Annotated in this window: 16 protein-coding genes and 1 pseudogene; 5 read left to right on the plus strand and 12 right to left on the minus strand. The window is 42.2% G+C overall.

Annotation, left to right across the window (positions count from 1 at the left end; genetic code table 11):
- Positions 1-165 precede the first annotated feature (165 nt).
- From ACH0QE_RS21955 to ACH0QE_RS21970, 4 genes are all read right to left on the minus strand, one after another.
- Complete coding sequence (locus ACH0QE_RS21955; RefSeq protein ID WP_415802563.1) at positions 166-1,779, minus strand: hypothetical protein; 1,614 nt, start codon at positions 1,777-1,779, stop codon at positions 166-168.
- 2 nt (positions 1,780-1,781) lie between these two features.
- Entirely contained in the window at positions 1,782-2,561 is a 780-nt protein-coding gene (locus ACH0QE_RS21960) for an ABC transporter ATP-binding protein (protein WP_415802564.1), read from the minus strand.
- Between the two features lie 128 nt (positions 2,562-2,689).
- Positions 2,690-3,424 carry a sulfite exporter TauE/SafE family protein gene (locus ACH0QE_RS21965; protein ID WP_415802565.1) on the minus strand — a complete coding sequence of 245 codons (735 nt, stop codon included), beginning with the start codon at positions 3,422-3,424 and terminating at the stop codon, positions 2,690-2,692.
- A 142-nt stretch (positions 3,425-3,566) separates the two neighbouring features.
- Complete coding sequence (locus ACH0QE_RS21970; RefSeq protein ID WP_415802566.1) at positions 3,567-4,544, minus strand: aldo/keto reductase; 978 nt, start codon at positions 4,542-4,544, stop codon at positions 3,567-3,569.
- A gap of 583 nt (positions 4,545-5,127) precedes the next feature.
- Here ACH0QE_RS21970 and ACH0QE_RS21975 point away from each other — a divergent pair.
- On the plus strand, positions 5,128-5,568 hold the full coding sequence (locus ACH0QE_RS21975; RefSeq protein WP_415802567.1) for a YtoQ family protein: 441 nt from the start codon (positions 5,128-5,130) through the stop codon (positions 5,566-5,568).
- Positions 5,569-5,635: 67 nt separating this feature from the next.
- On the opposite strand, the gene ACH0QE_RS21980 is transcribed toward ACH0QE_RS21975, so the two are convergent.
- Both ACH0QE_RS21980 and ACH0QE_RS21985 read right to left on the minus strand, forming a co-directional pair.
- Positions 5,636-6,403, minus strand: a complete 768-nt coding sequence (locus tag ACH0QE_RS21980; RefSeq protein ID WP_415802568.1) for a TerC family protein — start codon at positions 6,401-6,403, stop codon at positions 5,636-5,638.
- Positions 6,404-6,424: 21 nt separating this feature from the next.
- On the minus strand, positions 6,425-6,565 hold the full coding sequence (locus ACH0QE_RS21985; RefSeq protein ID WP_415802570.1) for an FbpB family small basic protein: 141 nt from the start codon (positions 6,563-6,565) through the stop codon (positions 6,425-6,427).
- Positions 6,566-6,963: 398 nt separating this feature from the next.
- Here ACH0QE_RS21985 and ACH0QE_RS21990 point away from each other — a divergent pair, with 398 nt between their 5' ends.
- Positions 6,964-7,254: a transporter suffix domain-containing protein gene (locus ACH0QE_RS21990; protein ID WP_415802571.1), complete on the plus strand. Its 291-nt coding sequence runs from the start codon at positions 6,964-6,966 to the stop codon at positions 7,252-7,254.
- Between the two features lie 34 nt (positions 7,255-7,288).
- On the opposite strand, the gene ACH0QE_RS21995 is transcribed toward ACH0QE_RS21990, so the two are convergent.
- Positions 7,289-8,161, minus strand: coding sequence for an AraC family transcriptional regulator (locus ACH0QE_RS21995; RefSeq protein ID WP_415802572.1), 873 nt, complete (start codon positions 8,159-8,161; stop codon positions 7,289-7,291).
- 315 nt (positions 8,162-8,476) lie between these two features.
- Here ACH0QE_RS21995 and ACH0QE_RS22000 point away from each other — a divergent pair, with 315 nt between their 5' ends.
- Positions 8,477-9,487: a serine hydrolase domain-containing protein gene (locus tag ACH0QE_RS22000; RefSeq protein ID WP_415802573.1), complete on the plus strand. Its 1,011-nt coding sequence runs from the start codon at positions 8,477-8,479 to the stop codon at positions 9,485-9,487.
- Between the two features lie 96 nt (positions 9,488-9,583).
- On the opposite strand, the gene yiaA is transcribed toward ACH0QE_RS22000, so the two are convergent.
- Positions 9,584-10,054 (minus strand): inner membrane protein YiaA, encoded by a 471-nt coding sequence (yiaA, locus tag ACH0QE_RS22005; RefSeq protein WP_415802578.1) that lies wholly within the window; start codon positions 10,052-10,054, stop codon positions 9,584-9,586.
- Between the two features lie 184 nt (positions 10,055-10,238).
- Between yiaA and ACH0QE_RS22010 the strand changes: the two genes are divergently transcribed.
- Positions 10,239-10,397 carry a hypothetical protein gene (locus tag ACH0QE_RS22010; protein WP_415802579.1) on the plus strand — a complete coding sequence of 53 codons (159 nt, stop codon included), beginning with the start codon at positions 10,239-10,241 and terminating at the stop codon, positions 10,395-10,397.
- Between the two features lie 35 nt (positions 10,398-10,432).
- Here ACH0QE_RS22010 and ACH0QE_RS22015 read toward each other — a convergent pair whose 3' ends face one another.
- Positions 10,433-10,867, minus strand: a complete 435-nt coding sequence (locus ACH0QE_RS22015) for a hypothetical protein (RefSeq protein ID WP_415802574.1) — start codon at positions 10,865-10,867, stop codon at positions 10,433-10,435.
- A gap of 214 nt (positions 10,868-11,081) precedes the next feature.
- On the opposite strand from ACH0QE_RS22015, the gene ACH0QE_RS22020 reads away from it, so the two are divergent.
- The gene (locus ACH0QE_RS22020; protein ID WP_415802575.1) at positions 11,082-11,759 is read left to right on the plus strand and encodes a DNA alkylation repair protein; all 678 of its coding nucleotides are present in this window, start codon (positions 11,082-11,084) and stop codon (positions 11,757-11,759) included.
- A 132-nt stretch (positions 11,760-11,891) separates the two neighbouring features.
- Here ACH0QE_RS22020 and ACH0QE_RS22025 read toward each other — a convergent pair.
- From ACH0QE_RS22025 to ACH0QE_RS22035, 3 genes and pseudogenes are all read right to left on the minus strand, one after another.
- Positions 11,892-12,008, minus strand: a pseudogene (locus ACH0QE_RS22025) (hypothetical protein); the annotation flags it as partial.
- 98 nt (positions 12,009-12,106) lie between these two features.
- Positions 12,107-14,158, minus strand: a complete 2,052-nt coding sequence (locus tag ACH0QE_RS22030) for a DUF4179 domain-containing protein (RefSeq protein ID WP_415802576.1) — start codon at positions 14,156-14,158, stop codon at positions 12,107-12,109.
- A gap of 406 nt (positions 14,159-14,564) precedes the next feature.
- Positions 14,565-15,641 carry a GGDEF domain-containing protein gene (locus ACH0QE_RS22035; RefSeq protein WP_415802577.1) on the minus strand — a complete coding sequence of 359 codons (1,077 nt, stop codon included), beginning with the start codon at positions 15,639-15,641 and terminating at the stop codon, positions 14,565-14,567.
- Between the last annotated feature and the right edge of the window lie 327 nt (positions 15,642-15,968).

Genomic DNA, 15,968 nt, shown 5'->3' on the forward strand with positions numbered 1-15,968 from the left:
ATCATTGCCTCCCTTTCACAACCTCTATTCTGTCAGCGAATCCCTAAAATGCTCTTATGAAATTATTAATAAATTATTAAAAATGGACACGCAAAAAAGAGAGTGACATCTTGCAGTCACTCTCCATTCTCCGCATTTTTAATAGCTTTTAACCTAAAACAAACCTCACTTCAATATCCTCCACAACACCCAATTCACCGCAAACATCAAAATCGCATACCCCGCCACGCCAAAGGGCAATTTTAATGCTAAAAAGTGAAGTCCCACAAAGACAGGGATGATGAGGAACAGAAGAAACACTTTGATATCGCCACTCTGCTGGACGGCGTCAAATGGCTGTGAAAAGGCCAGTTCCTTTCCTCCTGCCAGAAAACAAACCGCTGTATAAATCAATGCTGCGAATAATACCGCAGCCAGGTCATCCAAAATCCTCAGACCAAACAAAAAGCTGAACATAACCGACACGAGCAGGAACAATGGCAAAAACAGCTGGAACAAGAATGCCTTTAATGCCGCTTTATTGATCAGGCCCAGATTTTTTACCGGTGCGACCTGATAAATCCAGCTACCTTTATAGGAACCTGAATGTGCGAGCATGATGACTGACGTCGGGATGACCAGCATGATGGAATATATGGTCAAATAATAGCCGCTCGCTCTGAATTCTTCGAAACTCATTATGGAATAGCTGTTGAACATGAACACGAATGGAATTACCACGGCAAACCCGAGTGATGGATAGACCTTCAGTTTGAAATCGCGCTCATTTTTCATCATGATCCTGGCGAACCGGAAGAATGGCAGCTCATCTTTGGAAACCAGCACCGGCATGGAACGGAATACCTTCCATTTGCTGCAGGCTTTTTTCTTGCCAGTCTGGCTCGAAAGCTTTTGCAGATTGCGCTCGAAGTCCGGGATCATCTTCAAATACACGAGGATGGACACAACTGGTCCAAGCACAGCCAAAGTCGTCAATACCATACTCCCGGTGCTTCTGCCTCCCCCAAGCAGCACATCGAATAGACCGCCAAACCACATTGGCGGAAGCAATAGCTGCCACCAGGCAAAATCGATTGTATAATCGAGATTCACCAGTTCAAAAGAACGCGCCACCACCTGGTAGCCAATCATCAGGCCAACAGTGAGGGCAATCTGGACATAATTGATAATATCCTTAAGCTTTTCACCGTCAAAATACCGCAAAATAAACAGGTACAATAACGCTGTGAAGGCAATGATTAAAATATCGGCCAGCGCGAATGAGACAAGGAACAATAGAGTGAACATGATGCCCTTGAAGAACAGGCTGACAAACAAAGGAACCAACGTTGTTGCCAGGGTAATGTACAGCATGTAAATCGTCACATGCAGCAGCTTTGCCATGCTCACAGTTTTCGAATTGACCGGTTTCGTAGCGAGGACGCTTTTGTCCCGCAAATCAAGCAAGACCGATGAAAAATCGGAAATCAGCGTCGTCATGATGATGAACATGAAAATGCTGAACAAGATTGACACTTCAAACAGATAATTATCTTTTAAAAATAAAAACGGAATCAGCATCAATCCAAAGAAACCGTACATCCACAATGATTTGAAGAATTCATTCTTCTCCGGTTTATCCTTCTTTTTCCTTGACTGGTTGAACACAGTCGGCTTTCGGCGCTGATCCATTGTCAGCTTGGCCTGGAGGATTCGCCGCATCGTCCTGTAATCTACACCCATTTTCAAAAATAATGGCTTAAAAACATCCAGCAGCCTTAAAACGAAAAAATTGTCCATCGTCACCCCTCCTTAACGATGGATACAAATTCAGAGGCACGATCCTGGTGCTCATGGAAGCCGGTCATCTGATTGAAGATATTCTCAAGTGACCCTTCTTTGCTCTGACTCTTCAATTCTTCAAAACTGCCATTCGCCACGATATGACCGCCGTGCAGCAAAACAATCCGGTTACTGATCTTCTCGACGACGTCCATGATATGGGACGAATAAAAAATCGTCTTCCCTTCGGCGGCAAATTGCGCAAGGATCTCCTTAAACACCATCACACTATTCGCATCCAGACCCGTCAGCGGCTCATCCAGGAACAACAGGTCAGGGTTGTGTAAGAAACTCGAAACAATCAGCGTCTTCTGCCTCATTCCTTTCGAAAAAGAAGAAATCCGGGATTGATAGACCTCAGCCAGCCCGAACACATCGAATAGCTGCTTCGCTTTCCGGTCCGCATCGTCATAATCCATCCCATACAGCTCGGCGGCGAACGTTAAATATTCCTGTGCCGTAAGTGAATCATACATTTCAGAAGTCTCGGGAATATAACCGATTCTACGTTTGTAGCTTTCACCCTGCCTCGCAATATCCTCTCCAAAAATCTCAATCTTTCCAGAATACCCTTCCTCAAGGCCGAGCATCAGTTTTACCGTCGTACTTTTACCCGCGCCGTTTGGCCCTATGTATCCGATGATTTCCCCTCTATCAACCTTTAAATCTATGCCTTTGAGTACCTCTTTACTGCCATACGATTTTGTCAGGCCGTTGATTGATAATACTTCCGAAGACATGACTCTCCCCCTTTTAAAAATGGTTTAAAATACCATATTATCATTCTAACATAGCAGTAAAATACTGGAATGGCATGTGGGGTATTACGCAAATAACCCCCTTATCAATAAAATAAGGGGGCATCCTGCTACACTACTTTTTCGAAAAAAATCTGCACAACAAGCGCCACTGTCATCACCCGCAATATCGGTTTTACATAGTTGGGGTTCAGCTTGCTGGCAATCCTGACGCCAATTTGTGCTCCTGTCACTGAACCGAGCATCAAGGCAATGGTCAGCGGCCAGATAACAGCTGAGGTAGAAATATAGGTAATCGCTGCACCTAAACAGCTCGAAAACGTGGCGAGACGGACATAACCGACCGCCCGAATATAGGCGATGTTCAAATAACCAAACAAATAAAGCATCAGCGTCCCTTGTCCCGGCCCAAAAAGCCCATCATAAATCCCGATTGCGTATAAGCCAGGAACACTTTTACCAGAAGGCTTTAATGGCTGATCTCCAGACATGCTCCCTTTCCCCAAGAATGAGGCGAGGAAAGCAAAAATCAGCAAGCCAATCGCCACTACATACATGTCTTCACTTGAAATTTTTGAGGCTATGAACCCTCCACTCACCCCGCCAATCAGGCTGACAGGGATAATCCAGAATGATTCCTTAAAAGTTATTTTCTTTTCTCTATAAAGATGAAAAAAGCTGGAGAAGGAGCTGATCGTATTCGAAACTTTATTGGCAGCAATCGCAGAATGGACCGGCATGCCAAGAACAAGCATCGCCGGCAAACTAATCAAACCCCCGCCGCCTGCCAGAGTTCCAACCGTCGTTGCTAAAATTCCAATGAAAAAGAGAATGATATAATCCATAATTTAACACCTCCTTTATTCATTATATTTGTAAGTATGCGATAAGAAAATTCAATAAAATTAATAATTAAAGATAAGAATTAGTTATATATATCAATAAAAAAAGGAGCAGCAGAAAGGTTCTGCTGACTCCACTATTTTCCTAAGGCAGTCTGACACCGCGTGAGCTTACATACAATGAATACCAGTCCTCACGGCTGAGGCTGATATTGACTGCATCTCCGCATGCTCGGATCCTTGCGGGATTGACGGTGCCGATAACAGGCTGGATCGCGGCTGGGTGTCTCATCAGCCACGCGAGCACGATGGCTTCTGGTGTTGTTTGTTTTTCTTCTGCAAGCTTTTGTACCATGGCCGCAGTCTGCTTGACACTTTCGCTTTCATTCTCGATATTTTTACCAGAATAGAGCCCTTTGGCAAGCGAACCCCAGGATTGAATCTGGATTCCTTCCATCTGCATAAACTCCAGAGTCCCTTCAGGGAAGGTGTTTTGGCGTGCGGCGTCCTGGTTGATATGGACACCAGTCTCAAGCCAGCCGATTTTATTCAAGCTCATTTCCAGCTGATTGACAATGATTTTTTCATCGGTATGCTTCTGAAGAAAACGAATTTGACCAGCGCTCATGTTAGAAACACCGAATGAACGCACCTTGCCGGAAGCTTTTAGCTGATGAAAGGCTTCACCAACTTCGGCTGGATCCATTAGAGGATCAGGACGGTGCAATAACAGGATATCCAGATACTCGATGCCAAGCCTTGAAAGGATGCCATCCACACTGTCGAGTATGTATGATTTTGAAAAATCGTACCTGCCTGGCAGGCCAGATTCCTGGTCAGAGAAACGAATACCGCATTTCGACTGGATGATGATGTCCTCACGAAGTCCGGGCTTTTCTTTTAAAACCTGCCCGAAAACTCTCTCCGCTTTTCCCAAAGTGTAAATATCGGCATGATCAAACATATTGATCCCTGACTCTATCGCCGCTTCCACCGCTTCATGTGCCTGCTTGACATGTTCCGGCTCGATTGGACTGTTATCCCAGCCCCCGCCAAGCCCCATGCAACCGAACACAAGCTGTGAAGCATTCAATCCATTTTCATTAATAGGCAGCTTTTTCAATTCTTCCTTCCTCCTTAAAACTCTTTGCAAGACATTCTATCATAGGAAAAGGAAAGACCATAATGAAAGGCCAATACCGTAACAGTTTCCTCCGCAACCCCGTGTGCCCATCCGGAGGCAAATCCAACATGTTGTAGCACATTCAAGCTGGTTTTGTGACCGTAATCTTGCAAAGTTGGGGCACAGAAACCTTAAATATGTGACCGTGCTCTTGCGAATCCAGCAAGTTGGGGCACATAATCCTTATATATGTGACCGTGCTCTTGCAAATCTAGCAAGTTGGGGCACATAAGCCTTATATATGTGACCGTAATCTTAAAAATCCAGCAAGTTGGGGCACATAAGCCTTAAATATGTGACCGTGCTCTTGCAAATCCAACAAGTTGGGGCACATAAGCCTTAAATATGTGACCGTGCTCTTGCGAATCCAGCAAGTTGGGGCACATAATCCTCTACGCTACCCTAATAAAAATTTACTTTTACCAAACCTTCCTTCGAAAAATCACTTCATCCTAATTCCTTTGAATTATCATTAAAGTCTTATATGATTGAATTACAATATATTCAATTGGAGGGTGTTACGATGGAATTAACGGTTTATTTGGCTGGCCAGATTCACGATGATTGGCGCGATCAGGTGGCACAAAAGGCGAAGGAAAAGAACTTGCCTTTGGTCTTCGTCGGACCGCAGACTAATCATGATCGCTCAGACAATGTTGGCGAAGACATCCTGGGAGAGCAGCCAGGCAATTTATATAAGGACGACGCTGCATCCGATATTAACAATTTCAGAACACAGGTGTTAATGCAAAAATCGGATATCGTCATCGCCCTGTTCGGCGAAAAGTACAAACAATGGAACACCGCGATGGATGCCAGCGCTGCAATCACGATGAACAAACCAACCATCATCGTCAGACCAGAATCCTTAATTCATCCATTGAAAGAACTATCCAATAAAGCGAACGTTACGGTAGAAACCGTTGACCAGGCGTTGGATGTCATCAGTTATATCTATGAATAAACAAAAGCATAGGGTGCATCCCTATGCTTTTTATACATGAATTCCACTCGGTCATTGCCTTACCTATTTACGCAGCCAGCTTTTCTGTTTTTTCCTTCGACATGAACCAGCCAGTCGCCGCGATGCCTACGAGTACCGTGTAGAAGAACAGCTTCCATTCTACAGAATGGGCGAATTCGTAGGAGATGACTCCGATATCCTTATGTCCAAGCGTCAACACCGCCAGCTTGACGCCTACCCAGCCAACAATTGCAAAAGCGGCGATTTCTAGTCCTGGTCTGGACTGAAGCAATTTCACAAAGAGGTTGGCAGCAAAACGCATGATAATCAATCCGATTAATCCACCGGCAAAAATGACCAGGAACTTTCCGCCATCCATCCCGCCAATTTCAGGCAGACTGGTGTTCGGAAGCGTCATTGCAAGGGCAACAGCTGCCAGTATGGAATCGACCGCAAAAGCGATATCTGCCAGCTCCACCTTGAATACAGTTGCCCAGAAGCCTGATTTCTTTTTTTCTTCAGCCTTGTTTTCGTCTTCCACTTTTTTAAAATAAAGCTTCCTCACTATGTGGTTAATTGCAATGAACAACAAGTAAAGTGCCCCGATTGCCTGTACCTGCCAGACATCGACCAGGAAAGAAATGATGAATAGTGAAGCAAAGCGAAAAACAAATGCGCCTGCCAAACCGTAGAATAGTGCCTTTTTCCTCTCTTCTTCCGGAAGATGCTTTACCATGATCGCCAATACCAATGCATTATCAGCTGCGAGCAATCCTTCAAGAGCAATTAATAACAGCAATACCCAACCATATTCAAATAAAATCGATAGTTCCAATCACTTTTCCCCCTTTTAAAATTAAGATGCGTTCCCACTTTTTTGAGCCAAACGCCTGGCTTCGATCCGCTCTTCAATTTTTTCGAGCTGCTTCTGGTCCTCCAGAAGCTCCATTCTATTGGCTTTCAGCAATTCCTCAAAAGTCACTTTTTTCTTTTTCACTTCTGACCCATCTCCTTTTCAGTAGTTTCAAATATTGAAAGTTCATATTCGTCTGCATGCGGTCTAAAAAATAGAAAAAGACCTCTACCAGACATGGTAAAGGTCTTTAAAACATAAACAGACCCTTACCAAAACGGTAAAGGTCTTGCTAACAACGACAACGTTGCCAACAAAGCCGGGAGATCCGTGACCTCCGAAATGACGACTCTGTTGTAAAAGCTACTCCCCTTTAGGAGAACTATTCAATTAATGTAAGTACAATATAATTCATATACAAGCACTGTGTCAATAAGTAAGTGAGAGTCTGAAAAGTTGGCCCTACGCTTCTTTCATTAGCGTTCCTGTGCGTCCAGGCCGATTATGTTAAAATCAAAATAAACTCTTTCCGGGGGTTAAGAATGCAAACCGAATCAACAAATAAAAAACCTTTACGATATAAAATTGGAATGTTCCTTATTATTTCATCCTTCATTATATGGGTGACTCCACTTGGCATTCCATTTCTACCGCTTTCCAGCAAAATGAAGGTCATCAGTATCACAAGCTGCCTGGTACTTGCTGAAGTTACCTTCTGGCTTGGAGCGATTATGGTCGGAAAAGAAGTCGCAGGTAAAATCAGAAAGTACTTTAACCCTAAAAATTGGAGAAAAAAACACGAAGAAAAACAAGAGGATGAAAACGAAGCATAGGGACGTACCCTGTGCTTCATTTTGAGTCAGTTCCTTATTTGCGTCTAACCGGAATCCATATTTCACTCCGATACTTCGGTGAGGCCATATCTTTATTTTCATTCCACAGAATTTCCGGTCCTTCTACTTGTTCATAACTAGAGGACGGGAACCATTCGGAGTAAATCCGCCCCCAGACATTTTGAAGAGTCTCAGGGAATGGGCCTTCTGCTTCAAACACCGCCCATGTGGTTGGTGCAACTTCAAGTGAAGCTAGATGCTCCGGACACTCCTTCGTTGTCGCAACGCCAATATAATGATCCAAGTCTCCCTTCCCCTCCATCCGGCCCTCGGAAAAATTTGTAGACGCACTGATTAATCCGTTAGGCTCAGTATTCGAAAGGTCCTTCAGTTCCTGGATTCTTTCCATACTCAAGGTCTTCCACATCTCGGCAATCTCCGGGTTCACTCCATGATAAATCAACGGCACTCTTTTCTCGATGCCAACAATGCGGAATGCTTCCTTCTCGACAATTCGATAATTCATTTCAGTTCCTCCCTTTATTGATAACTGGAAGGTCATCGGCGGATAGGCCTTCAAGGATTGACCATGATTCCTGGCTTCAGTCGGAGTGATTCCATGCATGGCATGAAAGGCTCTGGCAAAAGAATCAGGAGAAGTGTAGCCATACTTCATCGCAACATCGATCACCTTCATATTGCTGTCCTTCAAGTCAAACGCAGCTAAAGTAAGCTTCCTTCTGCGGATATATTCCGAGAGCGAAACACCAGCTAGAAAAGAGAACATCCTTTTAAAATGATATTCCGAACAATAAGCACGCTTTGCCACTTCGCGGAAATCAATCTCATCGGCAAGGTTTTCTTCAATATACTTCATGGCCTCATTCATACTCGGCAGCAAATCCATACAACGACCTCCTTCTACGTTAACAATAACAGGGCCAAAACCATCCCACCCGACAATTCATGCACCGCTTTTGCAGGTTTAGTAGGGACTCGGAAGCAATGGGAAGCAACCCTTGCTTTGGTTCACAGTTTCAGTGGAGCACGGGAAGAATCCCCTGCTGTTCGGCCTTTTCTTCATTTTAACAGAAAGAAGATTCCCAATGATGCCTCTATGAAACAGCAAGACATCCCTTCCATTTCACCTTTTGTCATATTTTACTATATTTCATAAATTTCCAGTGTTAACCTTATAGTAGATAAGGTTAGGAGGATTAATATGAATCACTTAGTTAGATTTATTCAGGAACTCCAGACTAAGGTTGATTTTTCAGGAGCGGTCATGCTTCAGAATGGGGACGGCCATGCCGAAACTGTAAGCTTTGGCTATGCCAATCGGGCCGATCGTTTAAAAAACAACCTGGAAACTCGTTTCGGAATCGCTTCTGGCTGTAAGCTTTTCACGGCGATTGCCATTTGTCAGCTGGTTGAGAAAGGCAGGCTAACCTTTAATACAAAATTGAAAGATTGTCTTGATATAGAGTTTCCTAGTTTCAGTGAAGAAATCACCATCCATCATCTGCTGACTCATACTTCTGGTATTCCTGATTACTTTGACGAGGATGTCATGGATGATTTTGAAGAGTTATGGATTAAGAGGCCGATGTATCACATCAGGAGTCTCAAGGATTTCCTTCCTATGTTCCAGGATGAGCAAATGAAGTTCTCACCAGGGGAATCCTTTCACTACAATAACGCAGGTTATATTTTGTTGGGCCTGATTGTGGCACAAGCCTCCGGGATGGAATTCACTGAATATGTTCAGGAGAATATTTTTAAAAAAGCAGGAATGAAAAATTCTGGTTATTTTTCCTTTGACGCTCTTCCAGCAAACACAGCATTAGGCTATATTGACCTTCCTGATGGGAACTGGAAAACCAATATCTACTCTCTGCCGGTAAAAGGCGGTTCGGACGGAGGTGCGTACGTCACCGTTGAGGACATGACCAAACTGTGGAAGGCGCTTTTTGGCCAACTTTTACTAAGTGAAGAAACCTTGAACAAACTACTCACTCCTCACGCCCAAGTCAATGAATCAGGCTATTACGGATACGGTGTCTGGATCAAGAAGGTTGACGAGCAAGTTTTTAAATACCATGTAATGGGCTATGACCCAGGAGTCAGTTTCCATTCTGCCTTTTATCCAGCTTCGCAAACAATTGCCGTAGTTTGCTCCAACAAATCAAGTGGTGCGTACGATATCATGGAGACAATTGAAAATAGTTTATGATAAACAGGGACGATTCCTCTGATGGAACCGTCCCTGTCTCATTCACTAATATGTGAATTTATGACTTTAAGTGCGTAAATCCTACTGAACCCACTCTCAATCTCTTTCTTTTGCTCTCTGTGTATCTCTAATATTCTTCTGAACTGTTATCGCTGCAAAGATACTAAGTACGAATGACATACCATAGAAGCCCTTTTCACTTAAAACAATACTTCCTGCATTGTATAGACCGATCGCCATTAAGGAAATAGATACGATGAGCGCAAACCAGCTGATTCCGTAATAAATATTCGTAACCGGTATGTCTTCCTCCCGATCTCTCACTGCTTTTTGCAATGATACCGCTGCATAGAGACCGAATACCAATACGGCAAAATAATAGCCTTTTTCATTCAGTTCCATCGCTGCATTGAACAAACCAATCAGATAAGCGGAAACACCAACTAAAAGAGCTCCCCATGAAGCTCCCTTGAATGCTGCAGTAGGTTCCCCTTCTTTCCTTTCAACTTTCACCTTTGGCTTTCTTTCTACAGCTTTATCCAATAACACCTCATGCTCATTAGACATCATCTCTCTCCCCCAACTATAACGAATATATAAAGCACCACGAATTTGCAGCACTTATATCTAAATACATTATATAGAAGTTGTTTACAAATAATAGATAAAATTGTTATTTTTACTAAAAACACGAGATTGTTACATAGAATCTTTTGGTAAATAATAAAAACAAAACCTAAGGAGGATTTATATGCAGAAGGATTCTAATTTTAAAGGAAATAAAGATTCTGTTATGCAGCCTGGATATTCAGCAACGGATGCGGAACAAGTAAAACAGCAAATCCAAAAAGATGTGGCTGCAGGTCAAGGTGCGATGACTTCACGAGAGGCAGGATCCATGCGCGATTAAAAAACCACTTTGAGTGGTTTTTTCTTTTTACTAAATTATCGAAGGACGATGATCTTTCCCGTATCCGGGTTTACCATGACCCGCTGCTCTGCATCCCCTGATTTGACATTAAAGAAATAGAAGTGTGTATATGCGAAGGGATGAAATCCGGAATCCATCACAGGTATAGTCTGCTCTTTTTCGTTTATGACTTCATATTTATCTATGACCTTTTCCTTTGCCTGGTTATAGGTGAATCGAGGAATAGAGAAATATAGAATCGTTAAAAACAATATTACAAAGATCCAATATGGCATTCTCCTTTTTCCCTTTACATCTGCTTTAAAATAAAGGGCATGTGTGACTAGGAGCACAACTGGGAGAGTCGATGGCCAAACACCAACATACACCGTTTGGTCAACAACCATAATAACCAGAAAAATTACCAAAGAAATGCCCCAGCCTAAAAAAGATTTATCTATCCCCTTCAACTTCCTCAATCCCCTCAAGCCGCTGTCTATCCTTCGTACGGCCAATATATATAACATTAATTTCGACTTTATTAATTAAAAACCTTCTTTCAGAATTAGTGGTAACAAGTCAGCTTCTCCCCTACAATACCGGTTTTCATTGTTTGAATATACCTATACAATATAGTCAATAATCAAAATCGATTAATTCATGAAAATGAATGGTGAGGAATATATGACGAACAATTATGTTGCCGCATTATATGAGGAAGCATTACAGCACCGGAATAGCGAGGAAGCAGTTAGGCTAGCTAAATACATGCGGAATCAATTTGAATATATTGGTTTGAGAGCTCCGCAGATGCAGGAGGTTTTCAAACAGCATGTGAAGGCTTATGGCCTACCTGCGAAAGAGGATTTACACGAGGTCATTACTTCCCTTTGGGAGCTGGAAGAACGTGAGATGCAAATTAGCGGGGCTTACCTGTTAGATCTAATGAAAAAACAGTTCACCGAAGATGATCTCCAGCTTCTTCAATACATCATCACAACGAAGCCCTGGTGGGATACGGTCGACCATATCGCGAAAAAGCATTTCGGCTACTATCTCGAAATATTCCCGGAGCACCGTCAGCAAATTATCGACAGATGGATTGCCTCGGATAACATCTGGCTGATTCGTTCCTGCATATTATTTCAATTAGGCTACAAAGAAAGAACCGACGTGGCCATGCTCGAGGATATTATTTCGAGAACCTGCCATACAAAAGAATTCTTCATCAATAAAGCCATTGGCTGGGCACTAAGAGAATACGCTAAGCAAAACCCTGAGAAAGTCCTTCAGATTACGAACAGGCTTCCTCTTTCGAACTTAAGCCGAAAAGAAGCCTTAAAGCATATTGGCAAGAAGTGAAGGCATATTAAAAGAGCACAGGGCATTTTATCCCTGTGCTCTTTTACCTTTTCTATATAAAACGATTACCACTTCGCAAAACACTGTCATTCCGATAAAGGTAAAAAGGAAGAAAAACGGAGAACCAGTCACGCCGAATGCCACCTCATTCTGAAGCGTATCAACACTTTCCCATGAACCTTCGATATCCGGTGTATAATTCATCGTTTTAATGTAGCCAGTCAGCAGAATGCCACCAAAATAAATCACATGAATGGCTATCGAACCAATGGCTGCTTGAATAAATAGTTTCATACTTTTGCCTCCTTGTTACAAAAGGGACAATAATAACGTCACTTTTTTGCGTATCAATCCAGCGAAATCTTCACCCTATCATCCAAATATTTCATCGAGCTATACCCGTAAAGATCCAGTCTTTTAGGGATGACTTTGTTTCCATCTAACATCAAGGTCTCGACGGTAACAAAATGGCGTGGCTGTTCAACTTTTTCATAATCGAATGTGGGTGATTTCATATCGTATTGAACACCATTCTTATCCACGATCACTCCCTCTTGGTCCATCCCCATTGAAATTGGTTCATACTCATCTTCACCTACAACATTAAGATGCAGTCTTTCAAATTTCCGATTTTCAACTTCATGATTGCTGATGACAATGATTGTGGGCTGGCCAATTTCAACTTTATCAATGCTGATGGTACTTCCGGCATATTCAAACGTCTGAGGAAACGATTGGTTTAGATCAAGCTCGATGCTTTTTTTGTCATCGAATGAAAAATAGGCAGATACGAATTGAACAGTAATGTCTTTCGGATCTTCTCCATAAAACGGATCGTAATACATTTGGAATTTTTGCCAACTCCCCTCAGGCTGCAAGTAGTTATAACCACCAAATTGATCCGGTTTCATTTTTACATTGTTCACTTCTAAATCTCCAAAATGAATCCTATCGATCCTCTTCTCTTGCTCTTCAAAAGGAATGCCATATTCCAAAAGCGTTGCTGTTGGGGCCAAGATCAATTTATCCAGGCGAACCGGGATTCCTTCGATTTTTGCTTGTTCATTTAATTCATATATGACGGAAGGCTGCTTAGTTACCGGGACTTCGAATTTCCACTCACCTGTCTTAAATCCATTGCTCCTGTAACCAAATCCCAGCCTTGCCTCTTGTTCGTCGAGAGCCAGCTCCTGAATCCTTTCAATATTCAGTTTTAGAACACCGCTATTTTCCTCAAGCGGCCGTAGTCCAATCTTACCGTAAAACACATTCTTTTCCCTTTTATTCATCTCCGCTTTAAGGTCAGGAGGATAATGACGTGGATATGTATCGTGTTTCATGAGTTCATTCTCGTTTTCTATAAAAACCCCGTCTTCCGAAAACATAACATATTGTTTATCCTCATTTGTATCTTCGATTTCATAAAAAACAAGCGTCTGATAATCATCAGCAACCACGCCTTTGATTCGGATTTTCACACCTTCGCTTTCCGCTTCCAGGCTGAGCCTTTGGCCCAAGTCTTGTTGCAAGAAAGTACGTAACTGCTCATCCTCTTCTGTCCAACCATAATAGACGTAGTTAAATGCTCCAGATAAAATGGCTATCCCGATTCCAAAGACGAATACACTTGCGAAAATAAGTGCCATTCTCTTACGCTTTTTACTCTTATGCTGCCTGGCTCTCTCCTTTTCTGCCAGACTCTCTTTAATGTTCTCGATAAAATGCTCCGGCACTGGCAAGTCACTCATCCACTCAGCATGATTCAACATAATTGTGACATCCTGGAAGGCAGCCAAATCCTCCTGACATTCCCGGCAATTGTAGATATGCATCTCGAACTCTATTTTTTCCGGCCGTTTCATCGTTTTTTCCAGATAATCAATGTAGTTATTCTGATATTCCTTACAGCCGTTATAAGTTGACCCGTCGAGTTGTTTTCTTACCGACTTTACTCCGGAAAACATAAGCTCCTTCAATTTCCCCACAGAAACCCGTAGAATTTGCGCTGCTTCCTCTTGGGAAAACCCTGCTCCATATGTAAGGATCATCGCTTCCTTTTCATCGTCCTCAAGTTGATCAAGAGCTTTAAATAAATCTTTATGGGGTGTAATTTCCTCCGATGCTTGTATAACTTTTTCCTTAGAAAGCTCCCGGCAGTTATCGATGAAAATCGAGGTAACCCACAATTCGAATGATCCGGCATTTTTAAAACGCGGCAATTCCTTATGTACTTTTATAATCGACCGGTAAAATAACTCTTCCATTTGCTGCTGGTTCTGAAGATAAAACCAACCCAGTGCATAAAAGGATTGCTTATGCCGATCGAACCAGTCAACCACAGAATCGATCCCTTTTTCCTGTACAGTGGCAATCGTAATGGATTCCATTTCTGGGACCATAATTGTTCCCCCCTTGGACACGTCATCTCTAATTCTATTTTACCTTTAATTACCTATTATGCTAGATGTCTTTTACCTTTTTGGAGTGATTGGTGTCCTTATGGAGCTGAAGTTGCTTGCATAAGGGGATCTTTCCGCTTGAATAGTACCCTTATAGAGCTGATATTGCTTGCATAAGGATATCTTTCCGCTTGAACGGTACCCTTATGGAGCCCAAGTTGCTTGCATAAGGGTATCTTTCCGCTTGAATAGTACCCTTATGGAGCCAAAGTTGCTTACATAAGGGTATCTTTCCGCTTGATTGGTACCCTTATAGCGGTTAAGTTGATTGCATAAGGGTATCTTTAGCCTGTAATACTTTATTTAACTAAAAAAGCACAGGGTACATCCCCGTGCTTTCATATCTTTATAGTGCGGATACTTTATTTCTACCTGTCCGTTTTGCTTTGTATAAGGTATCATCCGCTTGTTTGATGAATTCTTCTAAGCATTGAGTTGTTTCTAGATAGGTTGAAGCACCAAGGGAGATGGTGATCTTGATTTCCTTGCCATTTGGTAAGGAGAATCGATGATTTTCTACTATTCCGCGTAGGCGTTCTGCGATTTCCAGTGCTTGAGAATAGGAACAATTCTTTAATAACAGTGAAAATTCTTCACCGCCATTTCTTGAGACAATATCACTTGGGCGTGAGCAACTGATTAACAGTCCTCCCAATTGCCTTAAAACTTCATCTCCAGCTTGATGACCATACGTATCATTGACCTTTTTGAAGTGGTCGATATCAATCATAAGCAACGATAATTTTTCATTAAGCTCCCGGGCACTTTCTAAACTTTCATTCAATGCCGAATCGAACTGTCTGACATTATTTAACCCCGTAAGGAAGTCTGTAGCCGACTGGGTTTTTAGCTGCATAAACATTTGGTTGGATTGAACGATGTACCCTGCCAAAAAATACACCATAACTCCCGATATGGTTGTAATAACCCAATAGTTAATCAAGATTTTGTACACTTGATCTGTAAAACCCATTAGATACAAAAAGCCTGAGGAAATCGTAATTAAACTGATCAATCCCATAATCGTCCACTTAAAAAAGTCCGAACCCTTCAACTTCTTTTGGACCAGTGCGGCAAACACCGCAATAATAAACATTATGAGCACAGTGACCAGAAATGTTTCCAAACTTCCATCAAAAAATACTAATCTGCTGATATTGATTATGGTGGCGGCTACGAAAGCCGGCACGAATCCTCCATAAAAAGCAGACAACAGGATCGCAATATGACGCAAGTCCATCATGATCACTGGAGTAATCTGAATACTAAAAGCCATTAACACCGAACCAAGTATTCCCGCCAATGCACCAAGTTTCAACTTTTGAAGGGTTGTATCTATCTCCGGATTGCTTTTAAATAAACTTCCGCCTATAAACAAAAATGTGATAACAAAACTAGCATGTATAAAAAAATCTTTCAGCAAGGTAATACCACCTAAAACGTGAATTTCAACTTCCTTTTATAGAATACGAGATAAAGGACAATTTTACTATAAGTTTCCGGAGTTTTCCTGATACCGCTAACTACAAACAGAGGGACGGTAAGGGTGTTTCACAATATGTTTTATTTTACCTGGAACGACCTTTTGAGAATATGGCCTTCTGCACTACCAATTTAAGTGTTGATAACTTCCATCTAGTAGAATGCTTATGTAAAAGCAACACGATTGGAAGAGCGGGTTCTGAAAGAGCAAAACTACTTGGCATTTGTGGTGACTTGTTTTACATGGCTGGGTATAATAAATTCATAA

Source organism: Mesobacillus sp. (genome assembly GCF_047739415.1).
GTDB lineage: Bacteria > Bacillota > Bacilli > Bacillales > Cytobacillaceae > Mesobacillus.